The following is a 20,748-nucleotide window of genomic DNA, read 5'->3' on the forward strand; positions in this document are numbered from 1 at the left end:
CCGTGCGATCGCCTTGATCGCCTTGCCTCCGGCATACTCGCGCCGAATACGAACCACTGTCTCCACAACCAACATCCCGATCTCGCCAACTGGTAATCCAGCCGAACGTTTAAACCATCGAAATGAGAGGTCCCATTTGGACGCCGATCACCCCGCTAAAGGGGTCCTTTTTGCACGCCGATCCACAGCGAAAGCCCTTCAGGCGAGGCTGTGAAACTTTGCTGATCATGACAGAGGGCTAGGCGCGCATCCAGGGCGCGTCAATAACCTGACAAAGCCGTTCGGCCAACTGTTCGTTTGCGAAGCACCCGCCAACAGGGATCCCATGGCTACGGTCACGACAAAGTCAAAGTTTGTCATTTTCGAGAAGGACCTGAGGCCCACAATGCGAACCAATAAGATTATCCAAGAGACACCCAAAACGCTCAAAAGAGAGCCCGTCGCGAGAGCATCCAGAACTGAGTTGTCAAAAAACATTATGCTGACTTTTTAGGCGCTGTAGAAGAAAGGGGCTGGCTGCGCCAACCCCTCAATCTCGTATCAGTCGGACATTTTGTCCTTGGCGTCACCGACGCCCTTTTGAACTTTGCCTTCGACCTGATCTTTTTGGCCGTCGCGCTTCATGTCGTCGTTACCGGTCGCATCGCCAACTTCTTCTTTGACTTTGCCGCCGATGTCTTTTGCTTTGCCTTCGGCTTGATCTTCGTTTGCCATGGTACGTCTCCTTTGTTTGCCTGAAGATAAAACGGTTCACGGAAAGTATGGTTCCAACTTAGATCGGCCACGTCTGTACAGCCCGTTCACAAACCAGGGTTTTAGAACACTCCGGAGCTCTTTGCGAACATGACCTTCAACGGTTGTAGGATGGATACAAGCGGTCCATGGATTCTGCCGGGCTAAGTCCTAATCCATTGACAATATCGGCCATCACCGTAGCGTTCCGCCGGAACTTCGCCGACTAATGGCCATCGCTGAAATTCATGGGCGCTGACGGGGAACCAACAAGACGAGTATAAGGGTAAAGCGACGCATGATGAGTTCCTTTTGGTTTGGATGCAGGGCGCGGGTTGTACAGGTCTTGTCGAGTATGGCGGTGGTCCTGCTCACGCTGGCGTCACCGGCCCGTGCGCACGAGGTGCTGCCCTCGATCACTGATATGACGCAGGACGGATCGACGCTGGTCTTCGACATGCGGCTGAATATCGAAAGTTTTCTGGCGGGCATCAATCAGGCCGAGGTTGCCGATACCGCCGAGTCCGCGCAGGCGGCGACTTATGACCAGTTGCGGGCTTTGTCAGCTGCCGAACTTGACGCCCGGTTCAGCGATTTCTGGCCGCGCATGGCCGAAAACATCACCGTGCGGGTGGGCGACCAGACGATGCCGCTGACCCTGACCGGCGTGCAGGCCGCCGAGGTTAGCGACGAGAGTGTCGCCCGCCTGTCCGACGTGCAGTTCACCGCGCCGCTACCCGATGGCGCCGATGCGGTGCAGGTCGGCTGGATCCGGCCCTATGGTACGCTGGTCGTGCGCCAGATGGATGTGGAGGACCCCTACAGTGGCTTTCTGGAGGCTGGGCAGCTGTCGGACCCTATCACGTTGACTGGCGGCAATGCGATGGGGGCTGTGGCCACGTTCTTCTCTTATGTGCCGACGGGGTTCGACCATATCGTGCCGCTGGGCGTCGACCATATCCTGTTCGTGCTGGGGCTGTTTTTTCTGTCCACCCACCTCCGGCCTTTGCTGTGGCAGGTCTCGGCGTTCACGTTGGCGCATACCATCACGCTGGCGTTGGCCGCCTTGGGATATGTCACCGTGCCCGCCAGCATCGTCGAGCCACTGATCGCGCTGTCCATCGCCTATGTCGCGGTCGAAAATATCTTTCTGCGCACCCTGTCACCGTGGCGACCTTTCGTCATTTTTGGCTTCGGGCTGCTCCATGGGCTGGGGTTTGCCAGCGTCTTGGCGCAATTCGGCCTGCCAGAGGCGAACTTTGTGCCCGCGTTGATCGGGTTCAATATCGGTGTCGAGATCGGCCAGATCTGCGTGATCGCGGTGGCGTTTCTGTGCGTCTACCAAGCCCGGGAATATAGTGAGCGTGGGGAACGCAGTGTCACGGCGGCAGCACTTTACCTTGTTGCGGCCACGCTGATGATCGCAATTGCCGTGCCGCTGTCAATCTGGGCGCCAGAGGTGTTGTCCGACGTTTTCCCGATACTGGCTATCATCGGCGTGATGCTGGGCCTGTCGGCGGCGGCGGTGAATGTGGCTCAGCCTGATACCTACACCAACATGGTGGCTATGCCCGCATCGGTATTGATCGCGCTAATCGCAGTCTATTGGGTGATCGAACGGGTGTTCCTGTGACACATGTGCACCCCGTGCGGGGACGCATACCGTTTGGGCCATTTGGCCTGATACCTCAGCAAATGCTTTTTCGGATTTATCAGGGTCTGCGCCGTCGTCAGATTCCTGATTTGCGTTTTCTAAGGCCGCTTAGCCGCCTTCCCCTGCTATGGCTTGTGCGCGTTTATTCTCCTGGTCCTGCTGTGTGAGATATCAAAGGGTCGGGCCGGCGCGGATTACAAGCTGGAGCTACTGGGGTTCGGGCTCTAATGGACCCAAAATGGACCGTTTGTTGAAGGCTGCCGAAAGCGGCCTTTGGCGCATCCGCAGCGAAAGCTCACTTTGTCCGCACCTTTCTAGTTCGTGCATGATGCAGCGAAGGTCGGGAATGCCTTATGTTACGATTCCGCCCCCAGCCGGACTCGACCCCTAGGTGCCGGCCTCCGGCAAAAAGGAAACTATGCTCAGTCACGCCCGCCGAACACAGCGACCGCGGTGGCGCGCCCGTCGCCAAGTGCCGCGGCGGCGAAACCCAGATATGCGGCGCGTTCTCCGCCGAGTGTGGCTTCGGTGTCGCCCGAGGCCCAGTCTTCGACGAAGGACACAATGGCGCCTTTCGCAAGCGCCCCGCCCGCTCCGCCGCGGCTGCCTGTGCGGATGGCAATGCTGGTCCAGCCGGTTACCCCCTCGGGCAGGATGCTGAGAATGTTCTCGGGCAGATCCTCCCCGGCCAGACGCGCCTCGAGCACCCGTTCGGCCGCCACGGCGAGCGCTTCGCTCGCCTCGAGCGGGGCGAGACCGTCGTTCTGCCGACGCACGTTGATCGCATCCAGCGCCACCGCACCGGCCTCCTCGGCACCGAGGGCCGGTGTGTCGGCTACCTGTCCTGAACCGGCGAAGGTCTGGACGGCATAGACCTCGTCCGCCGCGCCCACAATGCCAAAGCCGAAACGGTCGAAGCCGTCGGACAGGATGTTCTCGCGATGCCCGGGGCTCTGCATCCAGCCCTCGTGAAACGCCTCGACACGCGCGCTGTCGGGCGGGGTCGTGCAGCCGGTGCATTTGGCGATGTTCTCGCCGCTGAGCGCCCAGCGGCTGCCCCCCGCCGCGTTGAACCGATCGCGCGGCGTCCGTCCGTCGGGCGTGTCGTGGGCATAATAGTCCCGGTCAGCCATGTCGGCCGCGTGGCCCTGGGCCGCTTCGTTCAGGACCGGTCCAAGGCTCAGCGTGGACAGGCCCGCCTCGCTGCGGGCGTCGTTCACCAGTTCGAGCGCATGCTGGCGAAGCCGGTCCAGATCGCCGGTCTCCTGTGCGGCGACCGGTATGGCGACGGCGCAGATGGCAGCGAGGGTCAGTCTGAGGATTGCGGTGGTTCCCGTCACAGTCGGCCTCCTCACGATGTGGATGGCGGTCCTTTTACAACCTGCCGGTGCTGCGCCGAGTTCCACGCCGTTTGATCAGGTACGGAGCAACGGGCGACTGACCCCGGGCATACAAACTTTCCGAATGTCGTTCATCATGGCGATAGTGCCTCGAGAGTTGTCGCGGGCACACGCGGCAGTGTCGCGCGCCGGTCCGGATGTGGACATGACAATCGCGCGCCTCGCGTCAGCCATTGTAGGCCCGTCTGCACGATTGGAAGAGCCGTGGTCAGCGCGCGAAAGTGACGGAGGCCCAGTAGCTGACCCAGTCCAGATCCGCCCGGTCGGCTGGCAACAACTTGACACTGTTCAGCATGATTTCGCCCACAGTGTCCTTTGGCAGGGTCAGAACGCCGTCCGCATCCGTTGTCAGGTGAACCGGCGGCGCCTCGGACGGCGATCCGACATCGCGATTAAACATCTGCACCGGCTGATCCGGCGCGGGTTCCTGGTTGTAAAAAAGCTGAAACCGGATCGGCCCCGGCGATATGCCATAGGGGTCGTCAAGCGCGACCCATTCATAGATGGCCCCGAACGCGCGGTCTGCGCCCGCGGCATCCCCGACATTGACCAAAGTCTTGGCAAAGCGGAAATATGCCTCCTTGATCGGGCCGTCCGCACGCGCCGTTGCCGTTTCATCCAGTCTGCCCACCTCTTCGGCGAACTTTCTGAAAGCCGCGACATCGGTGTGTGTCAGCATATTGCCATTCGAAATCAAGGCGATCGTGTGAAGCCCCGTTCCGATCGGCAAAAGGGTGAATGATGGCTTGTCGCGCCCGGTGAATTCCAAAGTCTGGACCTCAGACGCCGAAGCGAACACAGCCAGATCATAACCGTTTGGAATAAAGATATAATCTGGCCCTACAAAGTTAGCCCCGATCCGAATATCGGCCTCAAGCGGTGATCCGGGTTCAAGGGTGTATGCCTTGGGCTGAATCCAGAATTCATGGCTAATAGCCGGGCTTGCCATAGCAATCAGACACGCGACCATGGTTCTCAGTCGAAACATTTCACACCTCGATAAACGCACCAACTTTCACAGCCAGCTAAGATGCGGCACCCACAAACACAAGCCAGTGCAAAAAGAATGCAACGGCGATGGCTGGCCCAAAGGGCAGCCCGGTCGTTCCCCGTCGGCCCAGGACTAGCGCGGTGGCAAGGCCTGTCAAGGCAGCAATCAGCACGACCCCTGGCAACGATTGCCAGCCCAGCCAGGCGCCGGCACCTGCCAACAGCTTGGCATCGCCAAGGCCCAGACCATCCACACCCCGGGATCTGAAGTAAACCGCGCCGATCGCGGCGAACAGCGCAAAGGCCACCCCGGCACCGATCAGCGCCGCCCAGGGCACCGACTGATCCCGCCAGGCGGCCAGCGCCAGCCCGGCAACGATCAGCGGCAAGGTTGCACGGTCGGGCAGGCGGTGCAATCGCCAGTCGGTGAAGCCAAGCCAGATCAGGGCGGCGGCCAGAACCGGGCTAGCCCAAACGTCCGGCGCGGTGACGGGCCCCTGTGGCAGATGCAGAAGATCGGAAAGTGTCATTCCGTTGTTCTAAGGCCAGCCGCGCCGCCAGCAATTTATTTTTCAAGGGTTTGAAACTTTAATCGACACAGAACGTGCCTCCTGTCAGGGTACAGGTGGCTTCCACTTTGTAGGCTGACGACGGGGTTGTGGGCTGCCTTTGTCTTCCGTGTTGTATTTTAGTCCATCAGGAGGAATTTCCATGTTGTCTGAAAGAAGGAAAGCTCTGGTAAGTGCCGGCGCGATAATTGCCGCCGTATGCGCCAGCACGGCTTGGGCGTCGTCGCACCGCGAAGCCCCCGGGATCACCAAAATGCCGAAAGTGGATGCCACCGATTTCTATATGTTCCGCAGTTATGAACCCGGCCGCCAAGACATGGTCACGCTCATCGCAAACTATCAGCCCCTGCAGGCGCCCTACGGCGGCCCGAACTATTTCACCATGGACAGCGATGCCGTCTATGAAATTCACGTCGACAACGATGGCGATGCGATCGAAGACGTGACTTTCCAGTTTCAGTTCTCGAACACCCTTGCCAACGAAGGCAACGGCATTGCCCTGAACGTTGGCGGCGAAATGGTGGCAATTCCGCTGCGCCAGGCCGGTATGATCTCGGCGGGCGACAGCAGCGCGCAGAACGAATTCGAAAGCTATACCGTCCGCATGATCCAGGGCGACCGTCGTTCAGAATATGCCGGCGGTGCCATGCTGGCAAAAGTCGGCGGGGGCACCACCTTCGCCAAGCCGATCGACAACATCGGCAACAAGACGATCGGCGATTACGACGCATACGCCAACGGATTCGTGTTTGAAACCGACATCCCGGGCTGCGACACCGGTGGCCGCGTGTTCGTCGGTCAGCGCGCAGAGGCATTCGCCGTCAACCTCGGCGAGATATTCGACCTTATCAACCTCGTCCCGATCCAGGGCGCACCGAACCCCGCCTATCCTCAGTACGATGCAGCCACGCCGTTCGCGGGCGGCATTACCCAAGACCGTGCCAACGACGACTTGATTGGCCGCTTCAACGTCACCTCGATCGCCATCGAAGTGCCGATCGCCTGCGTCGTCGGTGCCGGCAACGGCGTGATCGGCGCCTGGACCACGGCCAGCCTGCCCCAGGCCCGCCTGTTGGATCCCAGCCCGACCTATGAAGACACCGACCGCATGGGCGGAGCCTATGTTCAGGTCGCGCGTCTGTCGGCCCCGCTGGTCAACGAAGTGGTCATCGGCCTGCCCGACAAGGATCTGTTCAACGCTGCGGAACCGACGCAGGATGGCGCGCTTGCCACCTATGTGACAAACCCCGCCCTGCCTGAACTGGTCGAACTGCTGTTTGGTGGCGTTGCCGGTCTGCCGGCTGAATTGGCGCCGAACAACTTTCCACGCGCCGATCTGGTCGCGGCTTTTCTGACCGGCTTTGAAGGGTTCAACCAACAGGCCACGGTCACCGGGTCGGAAATGATGCGCCTGAACACCGGCGTGCCGCCAACGGCACTGGCCAACCAGAACGTGTTCGGTCTTGTTGCCGAAGATCTCGCCGGTTTCCCGAACGGGCGTCGCCCCGCCGATGATACCGTCGATATCGCACTGCGTGTCGTGATGGGCGCGCTGTGCCATCCCGTTCCCCTGGGTCAGGAACTCAGCGGCGATCCCGAGGCTGAAGACAACGTCAACCTGATGCTGTGCGATCCCGAAGATGCACCTGTCGGAACCGCCGCCTTCACGGACGGCGCACCGATCAATCCAACCGAGCTGCGCGCCTCGTTCCCTTATCTGAACACGCCGCTTGCCGGCTCGCCCAACTGATCGGAGGATGTGATGACCATTAGCGAACTCCACAATCGCCCCCCCAGACAGAAGCTGTTGACGGGTATCGCGCTGTTGCTGCTTGTCGCTGCCTGCAGCAGTGGGATAGCCGCCGGGATCAACTCGCTCGGGGTGCCGTTTCAGACCGCATTCCAGACACCGGCAAACGGTACGGCGCTGGCCGATCCGGCAAACGCCAATCTGGTCGTGGACCCGACGATCGACCCGTTCAATCCCTGAACGACGAACCGTCCATCTGTGACCAGGAAATGGGGCGCAACCTGCATGGGTTGCGCCCCTTCTCGTATCCGCCACCCTAGAAGCCTGCGGGGATGTCCGGCACGGCGTTCAACGGAATACCGAAGCTGCGCCGCGTCACCACCACGCGGCTACCGGCAAATGACTGCCGCCGCTCGATCCGGCTGAGCAGGCGAACGACGACATCGTCGACCTCGGCAACAATCTCGACATCGAACACTTGCGACGTAAACCCGGCCCCTGCGGGCCGGACCGCACCGACCCGGGTCAGATCGTCGATGGTCAGAAAACCGGCACCGGCTCTGCGCTGCTCCAGCCGCAGCGCGGCCGAGCGGTTGTTCAGCACCGCCCGCAACACCACAGGATCGACCGTGTTCAGGTTCACGGGCGCATCGTCGGGCAGGAAATCCATATAGGGCGCGATTTGTGCCAAGGTGGCGGGCGAAACGCCGCGCAGATCGCTCAGGCTGCTCAACCCCGGGCGCGCGGCTATCTCTGCCGCAATCCGCGCCCCCAGCGCCGGATCTATCCCAAGTTCCGCGATGATCCGCAGAAAGCTTTGCACGTCGGAAACCGCCCGCGTGCGCAGCCGGGCCAGATTCAGCCGCGATTGGGCATCCCGGATCCCTACCGACAAGCGGCCAAGGGCCAGATCGGCCTGAGTCTGGCCCACCTGCGCCCAGGGTTCACCATAGTGATCGGTATCCGGGGCGGTCGCCATGTCACGGCGCAGCGCGGTGATCGCGCTGCTTTCCGCGCCCCGTGCCAGCGCTTCGGCCGCCGCCGAGGCCGATTGGATGCGGGCACGGCCAAGGGCATCCTCCTGCGACGACAGCATGATGAACACCACCACCGCCGCGATCGACAGGATCACCAGCACGTTTAGCAGAACAACCCCCGCCTCGCCGTGGCGCGCCGGCCCGTTCATCGCCCCGGCCCCGTGGGCATGTCGATCAGACGGGTGATGGCACCCTCGGGCAACTCCAGCCGCAGTTCGACCGCGCGCAGCGACAGCGGCAGACCGATGGCCCCGGTGCGGGGCTGCGGCCATGTGTCGTGCCAGGTGCCGGCCGAATCCAGGACACGCACCGCCATGGTCGACACATCGGCGACGATTTGCTGATCGAACCCCGACGCCACCTGTCGCCGCACCAGCGCACCATCCACCGGCAGCCAGGCCAGTGGCCCGGTGCCGAACCGGACCATCGCAAGCCGTTGCTGATCCTTGATCAGCGTCTGCGGATCGGACTGGTGCAAATCGCGCGAAAACAGCGTCAGCGCGGTGTCGATCTCGGCCAGACGCTCCAGCCGGGCCTCGGTTCCGGCGCGGACGCGCAGGATGTTGTCCAGCATCGCAAACCCCGACAGCCCGATCAGTGAAAACAACGCCAGCGCCACCAGAACCTCGACCAGCGTCAAACCGGCGTCGGTCGCGCGCCCGGGTCGGTTCATGATGTTGCGGCACCAATCAGCGTGATCGCCCCAGCCTCGACATTCAGCACGGCAAGACCCCGCTGACAAAGCCCCGATCGGTCGAACCGGAATGGGCCGACAACGCCGGTGAATCCCTTCTCGCGCAACAGCCCGCCCACCGTCTGTTCCTGGATCCGCCCCAGCAACCGGGCGGTCTCGACACCGTCAAAAGCCACACCCGCCAGAATTCCGGCGCTTTCGCCATGGGTTTCCTGATAGGCCAGCGCAAAAGGTTCAAAGGCCAGCGGGTCGGGCGCGGCATACCAGGCGCCGCGCAAGGCGGCCATGCGCGCGGGATCGCGCGCCGACCATTGCGAAGACCCCAGGATCTGGGTTTGCCCGGTCAGCGCCGCCGCCAACGGCTCCAGTTCTTCACCTGCGCCGGGCAAATACACCGCCTTGGGCAGGGCGCCACCGTTGGCAGCGCGCAGTTTTGCGACGGCGGCGGCTGGATCGGTCTCGGTGATCGGTGGCAGAACCGTCTGGCCCAACACACGCCCGGCGGCCACTGCCGCACCCGCCGCCCGAACGCCGAAATCGCCGGGTGCCACGACCATGCCCACGGTATCCAGCCCCCGGCGTGCCGCAAAGGCCAGAATCGACTGCGCCGATTGTTCGGGTGTCACCCCCAGCACGAACACCCCGTTGCCGGCCACGCTGGTGTCGTTCGACAGGGTCAGGATCGGCACCTTCGACCCGACCACGCCCGCCACCGCCGCAACCTGTGCGCCGAATAGCGGCCCGACGATCATCCGCGCGCCCGCCGCCACCGCGGCCTGTGCGGCCAGCGCGGCCGATTCAGGTGTATCGCCGGTGTCGAACAATGCCATTTCACCGGATGGTGCCAGGACGTTGCCGCCAAGGGTTGCGGCGTTTCGCATGATCTGGCCTAACTGCGGCGTGCGTCCCGAAACCGGCGCCAGAAGCGCCGCCCGCCCCGGCCCCTCGCTTCTGGCGGCCGCGCTCCCCAATCCAGCGGCCGCGCCGAGCCCTGAACACCCGGAAAGAACCGTCGCCGATGCCGCAAGCCCCGACAGAACGAAACGCCGGTTCGGGCGCGCTGCGGCGGTTCCTTGCGATTCTGGTTCTGTCATGCTTCGCCCTCCTGGTGTTTGCCGGAACCGTTCTGCTGACCGCCCCCGCGTCGGTTATCGCACGGATGGGGCAGGTTCCGCCACAGGTGCTTGGCCTGTCTGGCACGCTGTGGTCGGGCCAGGCACGGCTGGACGGCGGCCTGTCCCTGGCCTGGCAAGGCAACTGGCGCAGCATTCCCGCACGACTTCGCCTTGAATCCGGGCTGAGCGTGACCGGCCCCGGCACCCTGCTGACCGGCACCGCCTTTGCCGGATTTGGGCAGACCGGTCTGCGCGATCTGAGTGGCAGGGCAGGCGCCGAAGTTCTGGCGCTGTTGCCCGGCGCTGCACCCTGCAATGGGCAGGCGGTGGTCGATGTAACCCAGGCGTCGTGGTCGCGCGACGGGGTGATCGGCCTTGGCCGCATTCGGATCGGCGAAAGCCGCTGTCAGCCTGTGGGTGGCCGGGCGTTTCAGGCGCCGGCGCTGAACCTCGACCTGACGACCGAGCCGCCCGAGGCGGTGGCGACCCTGACCACGGACGATGCCAGCCGCACGGTGATGGCCACTGCCCGGCTGACCTCCCGGGGCCGCATCAGGCTGCGGATTGAACCGGCGGGCGCGCGCATCGTCCCCGGCCTGCCGTCAAGCGGTCCGACCGAGCTGGAGTTCCAGCTGGATTGATTGCCCCCCTCCGCGCCGGGGCGGTCATATGACCAGGTTGTTCAAATTGACGATGGGCAGCAGGATCGACAACACCAGCAGCATCACCACCCCACCCATGATCAGCAGAACTGCCGGTTCGACCAGCGCCACCAGCGCCGACACCAGCGCGTCCAGATCCCGCGACTGATCGGATGCCGCCCGGGTCAGGCTGGGGCCAAGGGTGCCGCCTGCCTCGCCACTGGATACCATGGCGACCAGCAGGGGCGGAAACACCCCCGCCCGATGCATAGCCTGCGACAGCGCCGTTCCCTCGCGCACCCGCGCGCCCGCCTCCTGCGTGCGGGCGCGGATGTACCGGTTGCCGATGGTGTCACTAGCGGCCTCCAGCGCCTCGGTCAGCGGAACGCGGCTGACGGTCAGGGTGGCCAGGGTGCCGGCAAACTGCACCGCCGCCGATTTCAGCACGAAATGCCGCATCGGCCAAGCCCGCGCCATCCAGCTGTCAAACCACAGGCGCGGCCGGGGTTTGGACAGGGCCCATGCGGCCAGACCCCCGGCGCCCAACACGACGCCCAGCACCACAAGACCCCAAGTCGCCACGAAATCGCTGGTGGCGATCAGGCTGCGGGTCAGCAGCGGCAGTTCGGCACCCCGCGCGGTGAACACCCGCACGATATCGGGCACCACATAGACCAGAAGCGCCACGATCACGCCCAGTGATACCACTGCCAGAATGGCCGGATACAGCAACGCCAATTGAACCGTCTGCCGGTTGCGCGACCGGGTTTCGACGAAATCGGCCAGATGGTCCATCACCTCGCCCAGCTTGCCCGACGCCTCGCCCGCCCGTACCGAGGCACGATAGAAGGCACCAAAGATGTGCGGATGCCCGTCCAAGGTGGGGGCCAGCCCCTGCCCGTCCAGCACATCGGCCCTGAGCGTCAGCATCAGCGATGCAACTCGCGGGTTTCCGGCCTGATCGGCCACGGTTTTCAGCGCATCCTCAATCCGCAGCCCGGCACCGATCAGGGTTGCCAATTGCCGGGTCACCACCGTCAGGGCGCGCCCGCCGATGCCGCGCACCCTGTTGCCACCAAACAGCGCCCCCGATTTGGACTTTGTCGGCTGGACCGAAAGCGGCAACAGCGACCGGGCGCGCAGTTCGGCCCGCGCCGCCGGGGCGCTGGACGCCTCGATCAATCCGCTGGTGGCTGCCCCGGCCTTGTCCACGGCCTTGTAGGAAAACGCGGCCATGGCTTACACAGGCTCGGGCGCGATGGCATCGCCGCGCACGGCGCGCGCCACCTCTTCCACCGTGGTCTGCCCGTTGCGCAGCTTGGCCACACCATCGGCCAGGATGCCGGGGCCGATACGGCGCGCGTGGTCCTGCAACACCGATTCCGACGCGCCCTCGTGCACCAGGCGTTCGAATTCGCGGTCGGCCTCGACCACCTCGTACAGCGGCAGACGGCCCCGGAACCCCTGGTCGTGGCAGGCATCGCACCCCGCGCCCCGGCGCACCGTTTCACCCGTCGCGATCTCGCCCGACAACAGCGCGCTTTCGCTGGCGGTCACGGTATGGGGCCGAGCGCAGTCAGGGCAGACCCGGCGCACCAGCCGCTGGGCCACCAACCCGCGCAGCATCGGCGCCAGCAAGAACCGTTCGACCCCCATCTCGACCAGCCGCGACACCGCGCCGATGGCCGTGTTGGTGTGCAGGGTCGACAGCACCAGATGCCCGGTCATCGCGCTTTCCACCGCTGTCTGCGCCGTTTCGCGGTCACGGATTTCGCCGACCATGATGACATCGGGATCCTGGCGCAAGATCGCCCGCAACCCGCGCGCAAAGGTCAGGCCGGTCTTGGCGTTCACCTGCATCTGCCCCACGCCATCCATCGAATACTCGATCGGATCCTCGACCGTCATGATGTTGCGCGACCTGTCGTTCAGCCGCCCCAGTGCCGCATACAGCGATGTCGTCTTGCCCGAACCTGTCGGCCCGGTGACCAGCAGCAATCCGTCGGGCCGCGCCAGAATGCGCAGGAACGCGTCGCGGTCGCGGTCCGACATGCCCAACTCCTCGATCCCGCGCTGGGTCTGGCTGCGGTCCAGCAGGCGCAACACCACACGTTCGCCAAACTGCGACGGAATGGTCGACACCCGCACGTCCAGATCATACCCGCCCACCCGCAGGCTGACGCGGCCATCCTGGGGCTGGCGCTTTTCGGCGATGTCCAGCTTGCCCATGATCTTGATCCGGCTGACCAGAAGGCCGGCCAGCGCGCGCTTCGGCTCGATCACCTCGCGCAGCACGCCGTCGATACGGAACCGCACGATCAGGCGGCGTTCCTCGGTTTCGATATGAACGTCCGACGCGCCTTCCTTGACCGCCTCAAGCAGCAGCGCGTTGATCAGCCGCACGACTGGGGCATCGTCGTTCTGATCCAGCAGGTCGTCGACGGCGGCGGCGGTATCGGCCAAGGCGTTCAGATCGTCACCCGCCGCTGCCTCGGCGGCTTCGGACGCGCTGTCGCGGTAAACACGACCGAGGGCGGCCTCGTGATCGGCGGGAGTGATCGGGGCGAAGCCGATGGGCCGGCCCACGCGCCGCTGCGCCTCGATCAGAACCTCGACCGAGGCCGTGGGCAGGAAATGACAGCACAACTCGCCTGACCCCGCCGCAGGCATCAGGATCACGCCGTTCGCCTTGGCAAAGCCATAGGAAAGGCGGGGGTGGGGGGCGGTGTCCGGGGTCATCGTGCAGTCTCCACTGTCAGGCGGGCCGATACCGTGCCGGGGGCGGTGCGGCGGTCGATCTCGGCTGCGACCAAGGCGATGCCCTCGTCGGCCTCCATCGCGGCGATCCACAGGATCACGGTGTCGAAGGTGGCATCGTCCAGTGATATGCGCACCTGGTCGCCGTCAGGTTCCAGCCGCCGCACCAGCACGCCGGCGGCCTCGGCGCTGCGCGTCACGCGGTTGGCCAGCGGATCGCTCGGCGCAATGACCGACGCCTGCACTGGCGGCGCGTCGCCCCGATCCTGCGCTGCCGCAACCAGGGTGCGATACCCCGCTATTTCGTTCCTCGCCTGCGCCCGCAGATCGACCAGCGGCAGCCAGCCGAACCGATAAACCCCAAAAAGCGCGATCAGCGGCAGGGCGCCCAGAACCAGAACCCTTTCGCGTCGGGTAAGGTTGTTCGCGATCTTCATCGCGGCGCCCCCGTGATCACGAATTCGGCCTCGGCGATGCCCGCCGTCGCGCTTGCAGCGCCCGTGGTCACGTCAAGCCCGCCGTCGCGCAGCACCCGTTCGGCCCTTTGCAGATCCTCAAGACCCGGCATTTCCACCAGAAGCGACAGGCGCACGGGATCGCTGGCAAAGGTCATGCGGCGAAATCCGGCGGGCAGATCGGCGGCCAGCAACGTTTCGGATACCCGGGCCAGCAACGGCAGAAAGGCACTGCCCGGCGGTGCCGGGGGCGGCGGCGCTAGGCGGCGGAGGATCGGAGTGACATCGGCGCCAACGTCAATGCCTGGAAGGATCTGCGCCACCGCCGCCTGGGCAATGGCGCGGTCCTGTTCGGCGATCCTCGCCAGCGCAACCGCATCGGCCAGCGCAATCGCCAGATGCACCATCAGACCCAGCGCCACCACGGCGGCCAGCCGGATCAGCCGGGGCACCCAGCCTGTCGCGGCAGGCGCGAACGCCCCTTGCCGCAGATCGATAGCCAGATCGGCAGCATCGGGCGGCGGCGGCGTGTCGCCACGCCGATGGGCAACGACATCAGGGGGCAGACCCTCGCCATAGCTGTCGCAGGCAGGTTGCCCCGCCTGGCGCCAGACCAGCGGCAAAAGCGGCGCGGCCACACAGAACCCGGTGCCGTCTGACACCCGCACCAACGCCCTCCCCGCCGCGCACCAGACGGCCCACACCTGGGCATCCCCAGTCGCGACGGGCGAAGGCAGTGCGAATGTCTCGGGCAGCACCGGTGCATCGGCGGGCCGTTCGGGCGCGGCCATCCAAGCCCGGTCGACGATGGCTGCCAGCACGCCTTCTCCCTGCCCAGAGGGTCGGCACAACGCCACATGCACCTCGTCCAGCGGCGCGCCGATACGATCTTCCAGGGCAAAGGCCAGCGCCGCACGCTTGGCGCGGGTACCGCGCACTGGCACATCTGCCGTCAGCAGGCTGACGGCCTCGGCGGGCACGATCCAAGGCGATTCCCGCCCCGATTCAGACACGGAACGGGCCAGCCTTTCAGCAAAAACCTGAGTGGTTTCAGCGTCCTTCAACGGCCGCCGAGACACGTCTTCTGAGCCCGCATGAGAAGGGGCGATTTTCTTTGTTTCATTGGCATTTTTCGGGGTATCAGCAGAGCATGGCTCATTGTGCGGGCCCGTTATCTTCAATAGACTAATTTCGTTGTTGACGATTGTATAAGGTACGGTCCGAAGATGGAAATAGTTTCAGCCTCCGACGAACGGTGGGTCGCTGCACCGGTGCATACCGCCCTGGTCGCCAAGCCTGCGCGCCGCCGCGACAGTGGTGTGACGCTGATCGAGATGATGGTGGTGCTGGTCATCATCGCGCTGGTTGCGGCGATGATCGTTCCCAACGTGATCGGCCGCCCGAACGAAGCGCGGGTCACAGTGGCCCAAACCGACATCCGCGCGATCTCCAGTGCGCTGGAGCTTTACCGGCTGGACAACCGAACCTATCCGACGACGGCGCAGGGGCTAGACGCGCTGGTGCGTAAACCCGTAACGTCGCCAGAGCCGGTGAAATGGGTCGACGGCGGATACCTGGTTGAAATGCCGGTCGATCCTTGGGGCAACCCGTACATCTATCGCTCGCCTGGCGAAGCCGGGAATTTCGATCTGATCTCGCTGGGGGCAGATGGCGCCGCCGGAGGCGATGGCGTGGATGGCGACATTTCTGCCAATGCCGCACGGGCCGGGGGATGACCACCGTTACCGTCCCAGTTGCCGTTCCAGTGCGGCGACACCATGAGGCCGGTTTCACGCTGATCGAAGTTCTGGTGGTGCTGGTGATCGTCGGGGTGATGGCATCGGTGATCGGGCTGAGCGTTTCGGGCGGCAGCCGGTCGCCCGACGCCCCCGAGCGCGAGGCGACACTGCTGGCCGTCCGGCTGGAACGTGCCGCCAACGGCGCCATGGCACAGGGACTGCCCGCCGCGTTTGTCTGGGACGACGAGGGGTATACCTTCGCAAGCCTCAGAAACGGCGCATGGGCGCCCCATCCCGATGGTGTTCTGGCAGCCCCCCACAAGGTTGCGACGCAGATCGACATGTCGGTGCAAGGCCAGCGTCAGGGCGCCTATCTGATCCGAGCCGATCTGCTGCCCTCGGCGGTGTCGGTCGAAACCGGCGCGCCGGTAACACTGGACATTGCGTTCCAGTCGTTCGGGGGGGATTGGGAGGTGGTGTTCGACGGTCACGCCGCACACCCCCGAGCCGTGACAGGCCCAGAGAGATGAACGCACACCTCACCCGATCCGCCGATGCCGGATTCACCCTGCTTGAGGTGCTGGTTGCCCTTGCGGTGATGGCTGTCGGCGCGGTTTCCCTGCTGGCCGCCACGCAAACCCATGTCATGCGGATTTCGCAGGTCGAGGCGCGCATCGTCGCGCGCTGGGTTGCCGAGAACGGGCTAAGCGCCCTGCGTTTGGGGCTGGACGTGCCCGAACGGGGGGCCGCCATGGGCCAGGACTGGGTCACGACCATCCGCCGCACCCCCACACCAGACCCCGATCTTGCGCGCGTCGACATTGCAGTGGCGGCGGCGCTGGACGGGCGCGAGGTGTTTCTGTTGACAGGCTTCGTCGACAGCGTCGCCGCGGCGGAGGCGCCGGAATGAAACACCTGGCCCGTATCCTGTTCGCCGTCGTTACCCTCTTTGTCGTCGGGTTCGTCGCCATCGCCGCCGGGCGGACGTTCTGGCATGTGGCAGGGGAAAGCGCCGCGATGCCCGCCGACCGGGCCGTCACCGCCCGCCCCGACACGGCCCCGGACCCCGTCGACCTGACGGCAGTGATCGCCCTGCGGCCTTTTGGGTCGGCAGCGCCGCCCCAGGCCGCCGATGCGTCAACAACCGCCACGACGCTGAACCTGTCGTTGCGCGGCGTCGTCCTGCAAGCCGAACCGGCGCAATCCTATGCTCTAATCGCGGATGGCGGCAAAACCGCCAGTTATTCCCCCGGCGATACCATTGCCGGGCGCGCAGTCCTGCTTGAGGTGGCTGAGCGCCATGTCGTGCTGAACGTCGACGGGGCGCGGCAAACCCTCAGCTTTCCCAACAGCGCGTTGCCGGTTGCGGGGGAGGCCACTGCAGAACCGGTACCAACGCCGTTGTCCAACATGGATCGGCTGCGCGCGGCCCTTGGCGTCGGATCCGGCTCGACCGAGTTGAAGGACCCGCCGCCGCCAGAGACCACGGAAGAGTATATTGACATGTGGCGTACCCGCATCATCCGAAACCCCAATCAGGTGCTGGGAGAGATCGGTCTGATCGCTACCGAGAAAGGGTATATCGTCGGTGAGAATCCCGACCCGGGTGTTAAACTCGCCGGCCTTCGGGCGGGCGACCGTGTAGCAAAAGTAAATGGACAGGCAGTGGGTAACGTGGAGCAGGACAGGAAGTTCTTTGACGAGGTTGCCGCATCCGGTGTCGCGCGCCTAGAAGTCGTCAGAGAAGGCACCGCCTTCGTCATGTCGTTTCCGCTGCGATGATCGGTCTATTTTCCGCAATCCGCCATGGTTTTCTGATCTGCGCCGCCGTGCTGACGATGCATTCGCCCGTGCAAGCCCAGTCGACCGAGACATTCGTCATCAACCTGCGCGATGCCGAAATAAATCTGCTGGCCGAACAGGTGTCCGACATCATGTCGCGCACCCTTGTGCTTGACCCGACGCTGGGCGGGACCGTCACCGTGGTGTCGAAAGAAAAGCTGGACCGCGAGGGCGTCTGGGCGCTGTTCCAGTCGATCCTGCGGGTGCGCGGCTTTACCGCTGTCGAAACAGGCTCGGTCTGGCAGGTGATCCCCGAGGATCGGGCCCGCACCAGAGGCGGTGCCGACTCGGCCGACACCGGCAGTCAGGACGTGGTGACGCGGCTTTTGCGCCTGAAACGCCTGCCCGCATCCGAGGCCGTGCGCGTGTTGCGGCCCCTGATTGACGCCTCTGGCTATATTGAGGCCATCGAAGACCCCAATGCCATCGTGGTCACCGACACTCAGGACAACGTAGACCGCATCATCTCCATCGCCACGACCTTTGACGGCGAGGCCGAGATGGAGGCCGAGGTGATCCGCTTTACATATGCAAATGCAGCCACGGTCGCCAACGCCATCACCGAGGTTTTGGGTGCCGCCGGGACCGGCGCCCGGCTGTCGGTCGATGCCGGGTCCAACGTATTGCTGGTGCGGGGCACCCAGCGCGACATGTCGCAGATCCGCAACCTGGCACGGTCCATGGATGTATCGCCGCGCGTCGCACCCAGCGAAACGGTCAGCACCGCGATTTTCCGGCTGCAGTATGGCGAGGCGGCCGTCATCGCCGAATTGGTGCGCAATACGCTGACCGGCTCGTCAGGGCTGGTAAATCCCGTGGCGGTCAGCCTTGGCGAAGGCGAGAACGGCACCGAACCACAACCCGGCTTCAGCGAAGACGCGGCCCCGATCGCCGATGTCTCGGTGCAGGCGTCGATCGAGACGAATGCCGTAATCGTGCGCGGCACACAGCGGCAGTTGTCCGAAGTCGGCCAGTTGATCAAGGCGCTGGATGTCCGACGCCCCCAGGTGATGATCGAGGCCGCCATCGTCGAGGTGTCGGGCGAGGTGGCCGAGCGTCTGGGCGTTCAGTTGGGTCTTGGCCCGAACATTCCGTCCGGGAGTGTTGCCGCAACATCCTTTGGCAATGGCGGTGGGTCGCTGCAGAACATTTTGGTGGCCCTGGGCCAGACCAGCGGCAGCGCGCTGTCCACCGGACTGTCGGTCGGGCTGGCCACCGACAGTTTCGGGGCACTGATCCAGGCGCTGAACACGTCAAGCAGCGCCAATCTGCTATCCACGCCCTCGGTCACGACCATGGACAATCAGGCGGCAACCATTGTGGTTGGCCAGAACGTGCCGTTCCGCACCGGACGCCTGACCACCGACGGCGGCAATGTCGCCGAGGTGATCGAACGTCAGGATGTCGGCATCACCATGAACGTCAAGCCGCGCATCACGGCGGGCGGCGTCGTCGAACTGGAAATCGAACAGGAGGTGTCGTCTCTGAGCAATCAGGCGATCACCGGCGCCGCCGATCTGGTGACCAACCGCCGCGTCATCAATACCACCGTGCTGGCCGAGAATGGTGGTACCGTGGTTCTGGGCGGGCTGATCACCGATGACCAGTTGCTGAGCAATCAGAAGGTGCCAGGGTTGGGCGATGTACCGATCCTCGGTAACCTGTTCAAAAGCCGCAACAACAGCCGCAGCAAACGTACCCTGTTCGTGTTTCTGCGCCCGACGATCATGCTCAGCCGCGACGATCTGGAACGCGCAGCACAGACGAAATACCGCCGGGCCCAGAATGCCGAGATCACGCCCCAGCCGCGTACCCTTCTGCGCGAGGAAAAGGTCAGGAAACTGCCTCTGGAAATCGGCGGGCTTTACTGACGCTTCTCGAAAATATCTGAAACGCCAAAGGCCGGTCGCCCCTTGCCCCGCGTTCAGGACATGCGGCGCCCGGCGCTTCAGGTTATTGACGCGCCCTGGCTGCGCGCCTAGCCCTCTGTCATGATCAGCAAAGTTTCACAGCCTCGCCTGAAGGGCTTTCGCTTTCCCCGTTTCGTCATCTCTTACGCCGTCTGGGCGTATCACCGCTTTGCGCTGAGCCTGCGCGATGTCGAAGATTTCTTGGCCGAGCGAGGTGTGATCGTCTCCTACGAAAGCATCCGCGTTTGGTGCCAACGGTTCGGAGCGCAGGTCGCCGCAAGTATCCGTCGCGACCGTCCGGCCCCGACCGACAAATGGCACCTCGACGAGGTCGTGATCTCAATCCGAGGCCAGAAGCACTGGCTTTGGCGGGCAGTCGACGCGAACGGCGACGTGCTGGAGATCCTGGTCCAAGCTCGCAGGAATGCCCATGCTGCCAAGCGATTTCTTCGAAAACTGGTGCAGCGGTGGGGCGCGCCGCGGGTCATCGTGACCGACAAGCTGCGCAGCTATGGCGTCGCCGTCCGTGACCTTTGCCCAAGCGTCGAACACCGCTCACATAAGGGGTTGAACAACCGGTCAGTAGCGTCGCATCGACACACAAGACGACGAGAAAAGATCATGGGCCGCTTCAAATCTTCGCGCCAAGCGCAGCGATTTCTTTCCGTTCACGATCAGACCGCAACCTTGTTCCGTCCGAAACGCCATCGCCTTTCCGCAATATCCTATCGCCACTCCCGGACTGATGCGTTCAGCCTGTGGAACGACTATGCTGCTGAAATGACCGCATGATGGTGACGCCGGTGTTTGTCACGTGGCGATAGAACAAGCTGACAAAGCCTGTTGAACAGATGTCGACAGGCACGACGGGTCAGCTCTATTTTGCCCTGCGCCTCGCTGGATATCGCAGCTTTGCTCGTGATCCAGGGCCTCTGCCGATGATCCTTGACGATATCATGGAAACCTTCGACGACACACGGGCTAAGGCGGCTCTGCAGCTTTGCGCTGAGATCGGTGTGAACGGGCAGGCAATCCTCTTCACGCATCATGCCCATCTGGTCGAATTGGCACGCGACTGTATCGATGGAGTGGCTGTCGTGAACATGCCAGACTGAGAGGTTTGAGCCGACCCACGACGGTGATATCCGATTTTTCGGAGAACCCTATTTACATAATAGACCTTATGCGAAATTTGGTTGTACGCGCAAAGTTAGAATGCCCCACATCTGCAAAGTAGAAGTGTCACACTTCCCTGTTTTGGCAGGATTGGAGTGTGGCGGTGGGATTGGTTGTTATGAGCGAACGCGAGCTGAACCGCATTGAGGTATTGAGCCAGGTGACGCAAGGCCGGATGAAGGCTGTGACAGCTGCGAACGTGTTGGGACTGAGCCGACGGCAAGTGCATCGGCTGTTGAAGGATTTCCAGACCAAAGGCCCTGCAGCGATCCGGCACAAGGCGCGCG

General features: G+C 63.8%; 23 protein-coding genes. 12 read left to right on the forward strand and 11 right to left on the reverse strand.

Features of this window, described 5'->3' with window-relative positions; all coding sequences use genetic code 11:
* Window positions 1-540 precede the first annotated feature (540 nt).
* Window positions 541-714, reverse strand: a complete 174-nt coding sequence (locus FQ320_RS23895) for a CsbD family protein (RefSeq protein WP_148475788.1) — start codon at window positions 712-714, stop codon at window positions 541-543.
* Window positions 715-1,087: 373 nt separating this feature from the next.
* On the opposite strand from FQ320_RS23895, the gene FQ320_RS23900 reads away from it, so the two are divergent.
* Window positions 1,088-2,365 (forward strand): HupE/UreJ family protein, encoded by a 1,278-nt coding sequence (locus FQ320_RS23900; RefSeq protein ID WP_255509707.1) that lies wholly within the window; start codon window positions 1,088-1,090, stop codon window positions 2,363-2,365.
* A gap of 443 nt (window positions 2,366-2,808) precedes the next feature.
* Here the strand turns inward: FQ320_RS23900 and FQ320_RS23905 are convergent, their stop codons facing one another.
* From FQ320_RS23905 to FQ320_RS23915, 3 genes are all read right to left on the reverse strand, one after another.
* Window positions 2,809-3,726: a CAP domain-containing protein gene (locus tag FQ320_RS23905; RefSeq protein WP_187394061.1), complete on the reverse strand. Its 918-nt coding sequence runs from the start codon at window positions 3,724-3,726 to the stop codon at window positions 2,809-2,811.
* A 268-nt stretch (window positions 3,727-3,994) separates the two neighbouring features.
* Window positions 3,995-4,774 (reverse strand): DUF4198 domain-containing protein, encoded by a 780-nt coding sequence (locus FQ320_RS23910; RefSeq protein ID WP_148475790.1) that lies wholly within the window; start codon window positions 4,772-4,774, stop codon window positions 3,995-3,997.
* Between the two features lie 37 nt (window positions 4,775-4,811).
* Window positions 4,812-5,306, reverse strand: a complete 495-nt coding sequence (locus FQ320_RS23915) for an A24 family peptidase (protein ID WP_148475791.1) — start codon at window positions 5,304-5,306, stop codon at window positions 4,812-4,814.
* Between the two features lie 181 nt (window positions 5,307-5,487).
* Between FQ320_RS23915 and FQ320_RS23920 the strand changes: the two genes are divergently transcribed.
* Together FQ320_RS23920 and FQ320_RS23925 are read left to right on the forward strand one after the other, a co-directional pair.
* Complete coding sequence (locus FQ320_RS23920; RefSeq protein WP_148475792.1) at window positions 5,488-7,095, forward strand: DUF4331 domain-containing protein; 1,608 nt, start codon at window positions 5,488-5,490, stop codon at window positions 7,093-7,095.
* Between the two features lie 12 nt (window positions 7,096-7,107).
* On the forward strand, window positions 7,108-7,335 hold the full coding sequence (locus FQ320_RS23925) for a hypothetical protein (RefSeq protein ID WP_148475793.1): 228 nt from the start codon (window positions 7,108-7,110) through the stop codon (window positions 7,333-7,335).
* A 76-nt stretch (window positions 7,336-7,411) separates the two neighbouring features.
* Here the strand turns inward: FQ320_RS23925 and FQ320_RS23930 are convergent, their stop codons facing one another.
* Genes FQ320_RS23930 through FQ320_RS23940 form a run of 3 tightly spaced genes read right to left on the reverse strand, consistent with a single transcriptional unit; the run spans window position 7,412 to window position 9,920 of the window.
* On the reverse strand, window positions 7,412-8,281 hold the full coding sequence (locus tag FQ320_RS23930; protein ID WP_187394062.1) for a type II secretion system protein GspK: 870 nt from the start codon (window positions 8,279-8,281) through the stop codon (window positions 7,412-7,414).
* Entirely contained in the window at window positions 8,278-8,805 is a 528-nt protein-coding gene (locus tag FQ320_RS23935; RefSeq protein ID WP_148475795.1) for a prepilin-type N-terminal cleavage/methylation domain-containing protein, read from the reverse strand. Before FQ320_RS23935 ends, FQ320_RS23930 begins: the two co-directional genes overlap by 4 nt.
* The gene (locus tag FQ320_RS23940) at window positions 8,802-9,920 is read right to left on the reverse strand and encodes a penicillin-binding protein activator (RefSeq protein ID WP_148475796.1); all 1,119 of its coding nucleotides are present in this window, start codon (window positions 9,918-9,920) and stop codon (window positions 8,802-8,804) included. The genes FQ320_RS23935 and FQ320_RS23940 overlap by 4 nt, the downstream gene beginning before the upstream one ends.
* Before the next feature lie 14 nt (window positions 9,921-9,934).
* Here FQ320_RS23940 and gspN point away from each other — a divergent pair, with 14 nt between their 5' ends.
* Window positions 9,935-10,582 (forward strand): type II secretion system protein N, encoded by a 648-nt coding sequence (gene gspN / locus FQ320_RS23945; protein WP_187394063.1) that lies wholly within the window; start codon window positions 9,935-9,937, stop codon window positions 10,580-10,582.
* Window positions 10,583-10,606: 24 nt separating this feature from the next.
* Here gspN and FQ320_RS23950 read toward each other — a convergent pair whose 3' ends face one another.
* Genes FQ320_RS23950 through gspL form a run of 4 tightly spaced genes read right to left on the reverse strand, consistent with a single transcriptional unit; the run spans window position 10,607 to window position 14,807 of the window.
* Window positions 10,607-11,818 (reverse strand): type II secretion system F family protein, encoded by a 1,212-nt coding sequence (locus tag FQ320_RS23950; RefSeq protein WP_148475798.1) that lies wholly within the window; start codon window positions 11,816-11,818, stop codon window positions 10,607-10,609.
* 3 nt (window positions 11,819-11,821) lie between these two features.
* Complete coding sequence (locus FQ320_RS23955; RefSeq protein WP_148475799.1) at window positions 11,822-13,321, reverse strand: GspE/PulE family protein; 1,500 nt, start codon at window positions 13,319-13,321, stop codon at window positions 11,822-11,824.
* Entirely contained in the window at window positions 13,318-13,776 is a 459-nt protein-coding gene (gene gspM / locus FQ320_RS23960; RefSeq protein ID WP_148475800.1) for a type II secretion system protein GspM, read from the reverse strand. Before gspM ends, FQ320_RS23955 begins: the two co-directional genes overlap by 4 nt.
* Window positions 13,773-14,807, reverse strand: coding sequence for a type II secretion system protein GspL (gspL, locus tag FQ320_RS23965; RefSeq protein ID WP_187394064.1), 1,035 nt, complete (start codon window positions 14,805-14,807; stop codon window positions 13,773-13,775). The genes gspM and gspL overlap by 4 nt, the downstream gene beginning before the upstream one ends.
* 213 nt (window positions 14,808-15,020) lie before the next feature.
* Between gspL and gspG the strand changes: the two genes are divergently transcribed.
* The 8 genes from gspG to FQ320_RS24000 form a co-directional block, all read left to right on the forward strand.
* The gene (gene gspG, locus FQ320_RS23970) at window positions 15,021-15,530 is read left to right on the forward strand and encodes a type II secretion system major pseudopilin GspG (RefSeq protein ID WP_148475802.1); all 510 of its coding nucleotides are present in this window, start codon (window positions 15,021-15,023) and stop codon (window positions 15,528-15,530) included.
* Complete coding sequence (locus FQ320_RS23975) at window positions 15,527-16,063, forward strand: prepilin-type N-terminal cleavage/methylation domain-containing protein (protein WP_148475803.1); 537 nt, start codon at window positions 15,527-15,529, stop codon at window positions 16,061-16,063. The genes gspG and FQ320_RS23975 overlap by 4 nt, the downstream gene beginning before the upstream one ends.
* Window positions 16,060-16,443 carry a type II secretion system minor pseudopilin GspI gene (gene gspI, locus FQ320_RS25930; protein ID WP_187394065.1) on the forward strand — a complete coding sequence of 128 codons (384 nt, stop codon included), beginning with the start codon at window positions 16,060-16,062 and terminating at the stop codon, window positions 16,441-16,443. The genes FQ320_RS23975 and gspI overlap by 4 nt, the downstream gene beginning before the upstream one ends.
* On the forward strand, window positions 16,440-17,315 hold the full coding sequence (locus tag FQ320_RS23985) for a type II secretion system protein N (RefSeq protein ID WP_148475805.1): 876 nt from the start codon (window positions 16,440-16,442) through the stop codon (window positions 17,313-17,315). Before gspI ends, FQ320_RS23985 begins: the two co-directional genes overlap by 4 nt.
* Window positions 17,312-19,246, forward strand: a complete 1,935-nt coding sequence (gene gspD / locus FQ320_RS23990) for a type II secretion system secretin GspD (protein WP_255509708.1) — start codon at window positions 17,312-17,314, stop codon at window positions 19,244-19,246. Before FQ320_RS23985 ends, gspD begins: the two co-directional genes overlap by 4 nt.
* A gap of 120 nt (window positions 19,247-19,366) precedes the next feature.
* Window positions 19,367-20,077 (forward strand): IS6 family transposase, encoded by a 711-nt coding sequence (locus FQ320_RS23995; RefSeq protein WP_148475806.1) that lies wholly within the window; start codon window positions 19,367-19,369, stop codon window positions 20,075-20,077.
* A gap of 146 nt (window positions 20,078-20,223) precedes the next feature.
* Complete coding sequence (locus FQ320_RS25935) at window positions 20,224-20,400, forward strand: hypothetical protein (protein WP_187394066.1); 177 nt, start codon at window positions 20,224-20,226, stop codon at window positions 20,398-20,400.
* Between the two features lie 179 nt (window positions 20,401-20,579).
* Window positions 20,580-20,748, forward strand: a 169-nt coding sequence (locus FQ320_RS24000) for a helix-turn-helix domain-containing protein (RefSeq protein ID WP_148475807.1), incomplete at its 3' end; no start/stop codon positions are given.

Source organism: Oceaniovalibus sp. ACAM 378 (genome assembly GCF_008085915.1).
Lineage (GTDB): Bacteria > Pseudomonadota > Alphaproteobacteria > Rhodobacterales > Rhodobacteraceae > Oceaniglobus.

Excerpts from the sequence above, each read along its gene's own strand:
- gspD (WP_255509708.1), top strand. The coding sequence starts at position 17,312 with ATGATCGGTCTATTTTCCGCAATCCGCCATGGTTTTCTGATCTGCGCC.
- FQ320_RS23935 (WP_148475795.1), bottom strand. The coding sequence starts at position 8,805 with ATGAACCGACCCGGGCGCGCGACCGACGCCGGTTTGACGCTGGTCGAG.
- FQ320_RS23915 (WP_148475791.1), bottom strand. The coding sequence starts at position 5,306 with ATGACACTTTCCGATCTTCTGCATCTGCCACAGGGGCCCGTCACCGCG.
- FQ320_RS23930 (WP_187394062.1), bottom strand. The coding sequence starts at position 8,281 with ATGAACGGGCCGGCGCGCCACGGCGAGGCGGGGGTTGTTCTGCTAAAC.
- FQ320_RS23995 (WP_148475806.1), top strand. The coding sequence starts at position 19,367 with ATGATCAGCAAAGTTTCACAGCCTCGCCTGAAGGGCTTTCGCTTTCCC.
- FQ320_RS23920 (WP_148475792.1), top strand. The coding sequence starts at position 5,488 with ATGTTGTCTGAAAGAAGGAAAGCTCTGGTAAGTGCCGGCGCGATAATT.
- FQ320_RS23985 (WP_148475805.1), top strand. The coding sequence starts at position 16,440 with ATGAAACACCTGGCCCGTATCCTGTTCGCCGTCGTTACCCTCTTTGTC.
- gspI (WP_187394065.1), top strand. The coding sequence starts at position 16,060 with ATGAACGCACACCTCACCCGATCCGCCGATGCCGGATTCACCCTGCTT.
- FQ320_RS25935 (WP_187394066.1), top strand. The coding sequence starts at position 20,224 with ATGATCCTTGACGATATCATGGAAACCTTCGACGACACACGGGCTAAG.
- FQ320_RS23925 (WP_148475793.1), top strand. The coding sequence starts at position 7,108 with ATGACCATTAGCGAACTCCACAATCGCCCCCCCAGACAGAAGCTGTTG.
- FQ320_RS23900 (WP_255509707.1), top strand. The coding sequence starts at position 1,088 with ATGGCGGTGGTCCTGCTCACGCTGGCGTCACCGGCCCGTGCGCACGAG.
- FQ320_RS23955 (WP_148475799.1), bottom strand. The coding sequence starts at position 13,321 with ATGACCCCGGACACCGCCCCCCACCCCCGCCTTTCCTATGGCTTTGCC.
- FQ320_RS23910 (WP_148475790.1), bottom strand. The coding sequence starts at position 4,774 with ATGTTTCGACTGAGAACCATGGTCGCGTGTCTGATTGCTATGGCAAGC.
- gspG (WP_148475802.1), top strand. The coding sequence starts at position 15,021 with ATGGAAATAGTTTCAGCCTCCGACGAACGGTGGGTCGCTGCACCGGTG.
- FQ320_RS23940 (WP_148475796.1), bottom strand. The coding sequence starts at position 9,920 with ATGACAGAACCAGAATCGCAAGGAACCGCCGCAGCGCGCCCGAACCGG.
- FQ320_RS23975 (WP_148475803.1), top strand. The coding sequence starts at position 15,527 with ATGACCACCGTTACCGTCCCAGTTGCCGTTCCAGTGCGGCGACACCAT.
- FQ320_RS23895 (WP_148475788.1), bottom strand. The coding sequence starts at position 714 with ATGGCAAACGAAGATCAAGCCGAAGGCAAAGCAAAAGACATCGGCGGC.
- FQ320_RS23950 (WP_148475798.1), bottom strand. The coding sequence starts at position 11,818 with ATGGCCGCGTTTTCCTACAAGGCCGTGGACAAGGCCGGGGCAGCCACC.
- gspM (WP_148475800.1), bottom strand. The coding sequence starts at position 13,776 with ATGAAGATCGCGAACAACCTTACCCGACGCGAAAGGGTTCTGGTTCTG.